The sequence below is a fragment of the Petrotoga sp. HWHPT.55.6.3 genome, assembly GCF_002895495.1.
Classification (GTDB): domain Bacteria; phylum Thermotogota; class Thermotogae; order Petrotogales; family Petrotogaceae; genus Petrotoga; species Petrotoga mobilis.
Map to the genome: position 1 here is coordinate 1 of NZ_AZRJ01000046.1, position 1,844 is coordinate 1,844.

The 1,844-nt window shown below is 31.9% G+C and carries 1 protein-coding gene; it reads right to left on the minus strand.

What is annotated here, in order from left to right; translation table 11 throughout:
- Window positions 1–301 precede the first annotated feature (301 nt).
- On the minus strand, window positions 302–1,591 hold the full coding sequence (locus X926_RS09155; RefSeq protein ID WP_103065868.1) for an ISL3 family transposase: 1,290 nt from the start codon (window positions 1,589–1,591) through the stop codon (window positions 302–304).
- Window positions 1,592–1,844: the final 253 nt, after the last annotated feature.

Below are 1,844 nucleotides of genomic sequence, written 5' to 3' on the forward strand. Positions count from 1 at the left end.
TCACTTCAAAGTAAATTTCTCCCTCTTTTCTCAAATCTTTTCTTTCTTTTAACTTAAACCCTTTGTCAATACCCAGTATTTGTGCTATAATTTTGTTGCTCATGATATCACTCCTCTCTCTCTTTTTATTTTTTTGTTTTTTGTTCTATGAGGAGTGATATCTTTTTTTTACCCCTTTTGTCAAGTACCTCATCAACCATTTTTATTATACAGCCAATTTGGCTCTTTGTCAAATATGGTTGATGGAATAGACTGAAGAGATGATGACAAGGTTATTACAGAGATTTTTTGTTGAGTAATTTCAGCTCAGAAAGGATAACTGTTTACAATATGTTGTTCCTTCTGTGATGAAATTTGGTAGTTTTATGAATCTTTCTGGCATCACTCCTAATAGAACTTTTTTGGTATATCTCAAAACTTCCTTGAATCCAAAACTTATTCTTTTTATTAATTTTATGTGCGTATGACGTCCTTCTACTTTAGCCGTCGTTGTTCTATTAACGAAATATTGGAGTATTTCTTTTTCCCACCTTATATATGTTTTGGCCCATCTCCATACCTGAGGATCTTCACTTTCTTCCATCTTCCCTATCAATATGTGTAATCTTCTTTTCCCTTCTTCATACGTTTCTACTTTATACATCCATTTCAACATTAGTAAGTATCTATAATACTCTTTTAGATATGGATGTTCCTTCAATATTTTGTATAATTTCTTTACCTTTTTCTTCTCTTTTAATAATTTCTTTCCATTCAAAAAGAACAATTTTACAGGTATCTTTTTATTGTTATTCGTTACTTCTTCTTCTATCTTTATACTTTCTCTTAGCTTTTTCTGTGCGTCTTTTACTACATGAAAATGGTCCGCTACTATTTTCACTCCAGGTAATTCTTCTTTGACTGCATTCTTAAAAGAGGTTCTCATATCGATAGCTACTTCTGTTATCTTTTGCTTTATTTCATACGGTATTTTATTTAAAAATCCTTTCAACTCTTCTTTTTTGTCTGATTTTAATATCGCTATCGTGTTTGATGTGTTCAATTCTACTATCGTCGTCACCATCTTAAACCCTCTAAATGAGTGTTCGTCTATCCCTAACTTTATATCTTCCATATCTTGAAATTTAGCCCAATCTACCTTTACTTCAATCGAATCTAATAAATTACTCACAGTTCTCACACTTACACCAAATTCTTTTGCAGTTGCTGATATGCTCATCTTACGCAAACCCTTTACAATGTTTTCTGTCTCTGCTCTTGTTATTCTTTGCCATCTATAACTTATCTTCTCATTTCTGAAGCTTTTCCCTGTTTTTTTACACATGTATCTTTGTGGTCTGTGTATCAGATATATTCTTTGTGTTCCAACTTTGCCAGCCTTGATAATCCTTTCTTTTGCTTTACCGTTACGTACTATGTATTCTCGCTTGTCTTTACATCCTTTACATTTATACGGGCATTCTGGTATCTCTACCTTTTTCGAATATTTCACTTCAAAGTAAATTTCTCCCTCTTTTCTCAAATCTTTTCTTTCTTTTAACTTAAACCCTTTGTCAATACCCAGTATTTGTGCTATAATTTTGTTGCTCATGATATCACTCCTCTCTCTCTTTTTATTTTTTTGTTTTTTGTTCTATGAGGAGTGATATCTTTTTTTTACCCCTTTTGTCAAGTACCTCATCAACCATTTTTATTATACAGCCATTCATAGTTATTAGAAAAACTAAGCCGCATTAGATAATATTACATGTCCGTGAAAAAGATTGGTTAGATCATAATTCGATGTCTTTGAAATGATATCATATCCTTGACTCTTTTGGAAGGAGGCAAGGAAAAAATGGAGG

Bases quoted from the DNA above. Each gene is read 5' to 3' on its own strand.
- X926_RS09155 (WP_103065868.1), bottom strand. From the start codon at position 1,591: ATGAGCAACAAAATTATAGCACAAATACTGGGTATTGACAAAGGGTTT.